Annotated in this window: 3 protein-coding genes; 2 read left to right on the top strand and 1 reads right to left on the bottom strand. The window is 61.8% G+C overall.

Going from position 1 to position 2,952, the window contains the following annotated elements:
* Positions 1-528 precede the first annotated feature (528 nt).
* A complete protein-coding gene (locus F758_RS0142840) occupies positions 529-753 on the bottom strand; it encodes a tautomerase family protein (protein ID WP_024513489.1) in 225 nt (74 codons plus the stop codon).
* A 182-nt stretch (positions 754-935) separates the two neighbouring features.
* On the opposite strand from F758_RS0142840, the gene F758_RS0142845 reads away from it, so the two are divergent.
* Both F758_RS0142845 and F758_RS0142850 read left to right on the top strand, forming a co-directional pair.
* Complete coding sequence (locus F758_RS0142845; RefSeq protein WP_024513490.1) at positions 936-2,351, top strand: aminotransferase-like domain-containing protein; 1,416 nt, start codon at positions 936-938, stop codon at positions 2,349-2,351.
* A gap of 179 nt (positions 2,352-2,530) precedes the next feature.
* Positions 2,531-2,800, top strand: coding sequence for a hypothetical protein (locus tag F758_RS0142850; RefSeq protein WP_024513491.1), 270 nt, complete (start codon positions 2,531-2,533; stop codon positions 2,798-2,800).
* Positions 2,801-2,952 lie beyond the last annotated feature (152 nt).

Raw genomic sequence — 2,952 nt, forward strand, 5'->3', positions numbered from 1 at the left:
CTGGCGAGCGTCAAGCGCGACTCGGCCGTGGGCTACGGGTTTGGAAATGCTGGAATGACGCATTCGATCAATGCGCAACAGCTCGTTTAACGCGCGGCGCCGCATATCTTCGGGGGCCATGCGGCACATTTGTATTGGGTGCAATTGCCGCGTGTTGGAAGGTCCTCCGCAGCCAGCTTGCTAGCCAGGTTATCATTCCGAAGATCTCCATCGACTATCGCGCTTCCTCCGGTCACTGCATCGTCCACGACGGGACGGCCACAAAGCTAAGGAGCAAAAACCAGAAAGTCCCCCGGGGCGCCCTCTGGGAAGGCGTGGAAAGACATATCGGCAAGCAGGCTTTGCCGAGCACCACACACGCTGGAATGGACAAGCATGACGAGCGGGCCGGATCCGGCCTACAGAAAGTCTGCTTTGATCGTTACCGATTTGCTCATCCTCGTCTCGCGGCCGGTTCGGTTCGCAGGACCAAGAAGCTGCGGAGAGCGCCCGGACCACCATGACGGTCCGGACGCCACGCGGCAGCGATCAAGCTGCCTTTCCGCGCGCCAGGACGTGGACGTCTGCTGTTGTAAGGGCCTTGCCGCCGATACCCCAGTCGCCGCTTTCCACCTCCTCGACCACGCACCAGGTGACGCCGCGCATGGCCTCGCCTTCGATCGAAACCATCGCATCGGTCAGCTTGTTGATGATCTGCTGTTTCTGCTCCTTGGTGAAGACGTCCTTGATCACGCGAACCTGAATGAGGGGCATTGGATTTCTCCTTTGAGAAAGGGGTGCTGCCGGACGCCGAAGCGCGGACGAATCCTCTCAGTGCTTGACACCGGCACTATCGTGCCGAACACTGTCCGCTACGGTCATAGACAGATTTCATGTCACTTGGCCTGACTGTACTGGTCCAGCGACCGGGCCACTTAAACGAATGGAGCAACGGCATGCTCTCCCTCTCTATCAGCCGGAATGACGGCCAGCCGCTGTGCGATCAGATCGTCGCCGGCATCAAACGACAGATCGATGATCGGCATTTGAGGCCAGGGACCAAGCTCCCCTCGATCCGTAACTTTGCCGAAATGCACAATATCAGCCGCTTCACGGTGGTCGAAGCGTACGACCGCCTGGTCGCAATGGGCTATCTGCATTCGCGAAGGGGCTCGGGTTTCTACACCGCTGCGCCCGCACCGGCGGAAGCAAGGCTTCCGGCAGCGTCCGACAACCACAAGCGCAACGAGCAACTGGTCTGGCTGATCCGGCGACTGTTGGAGGCGGACGAGAATACTCTGCTTGCGGGCGGGCCATGGCTGCCGAATTCATGGCTCGACGAGACCGGTATCCGCCAAAGCCTCAACGTGCTGGCGCGCAAGAACGGCGCCTATCTGCTGGAATATGGGCACCCGTTCGGCTACCTGCCGCTGCGCGAGCATCTTGCCCAGATGTTGGCGGGACTCGGGATCACTGCGCGTGCCGGACAAGTCGTGTTGACGCAGAGTACCAGCCAGGCGCTTGAACTCGTAATCCGCTTTTTGCTCAAGCCCGGCGACGCGGCACTGGTCGACGATCCCGGCTACTACAACATGTTCGGCAACCTGCGCCTGCAAGGCGTCGAGATGCTTTCGGTCCCACGCAACGTCGATGGGCCGGACCTCGACGCAGTCGAAAAGCTCGCCGCTGCCCGCCAACCAAAGGTCTATTTCACCCAGTCCGTGATGCAAAATCCGACAGGCACCGACATCAGCCCGCACGTGGCATTTCGGGTGCTTCAGGCCGCCGAGCACCACAACTTCACCGTCGTGGAGGACGACATCTTCTGCGATCTGCAGACGAAGACAACGCCACGGCTCGCGACGCTCGACCAGCTCAATCGTGTGATCTACGTGCGCAGTTTCTCCAAGACGCTGTCGGGCAGCCTGCGCGTCGGGTTCATCGCCTGCGCGGAGCGCATCGCTAGCGAGCTTGCCGACATCAAGATGCTGACCAGCATCACTACATCACAATTCACCGAGCGCCTGGTTTATCTGATGCTGGTGGATGGTCATTACCGCAAATACCTATCGCGTCTGCACGAGCGGCTGGGCGAGGCACGTCTCAACGTCGTGCGCGCTTTCGAACGCATTGGGTTGGACCTGTTCGTTGAACCGGCCGACGGCATGTTCATCTGGGCGCGCTTCCCGCAAGTCGAGGACTCTCTTGCGCTCGCGGAAGCATCGCAGCGCGACGGAATCATGCTTGCACCGGGCGCAGTCTTCCGCCCTCACCTCGAGTGCTCGCCATGGATGCGGTTCAACGTCACCGTCTGTGAGGATGTGCGCGTACAGCGTTGGCTGCAGCGGCAGGTCGCCGGCAAGGCGGCGTAATGTACCCGTGCAGAGACGGCCGCAATTGTCCGTGTTTTCCTGACACAGACCATCGGCCCTTGCCCGGGCAACGGATCGCGCGGTACGCCAATTGCGCGTGCCAAGCGGGCGATATCGAGGCGGCACTCGACCAGTGTGAACGCACCGAAGAACGCTGAATATTTGCCGAGTTACTGCGCGTGAAGGGCGAGCTTCTTCTGTTGCAGGGCGGATCCAGCGCTGCGGCGACGGCCGAGGGTCACTTCCGGCAAGCGCTCGACTGTGCGCGCCGGCAAGGCGCGCTGTCCTGGGGACTGCGCGCTGCCACGAGCTTCGCCCGCCTATTGCGCGATCAGGGCCGTCCCGCCGAAGCGATGGCACTTCTCCAGCCGGTCTACGACCGGTTCACCGGGGGCTTCGACACCGTCGACCTGCAGGCGGCAAAAGCGCTCATCGACGCCCTCCAATAGTCGGTGTCGATGGCGTGCCCATGGAGGCGTCAAGTTCTCGACGCCTCCCGAGCGCGATGGCTGCATCGACGAAGGCGCGGACGCTCGCAGAGGGCTCGGCTTCGCGGAACGCGACGGCGAGCTCCACCTTCTCGGCAAAGTCCGCAAGCGGG

Origin of the sequence: Bradyrhizobium sp. ARR65 (assembly GCF_000472385.1) — a bacterium.
In the GTDB taxonomy this organism is placed as follows: Bacteria; Pseudomonadota; Alphaproteobacteria; order Rhizobiales; family Xanthobacteraceae; genus Bradyrhizobium.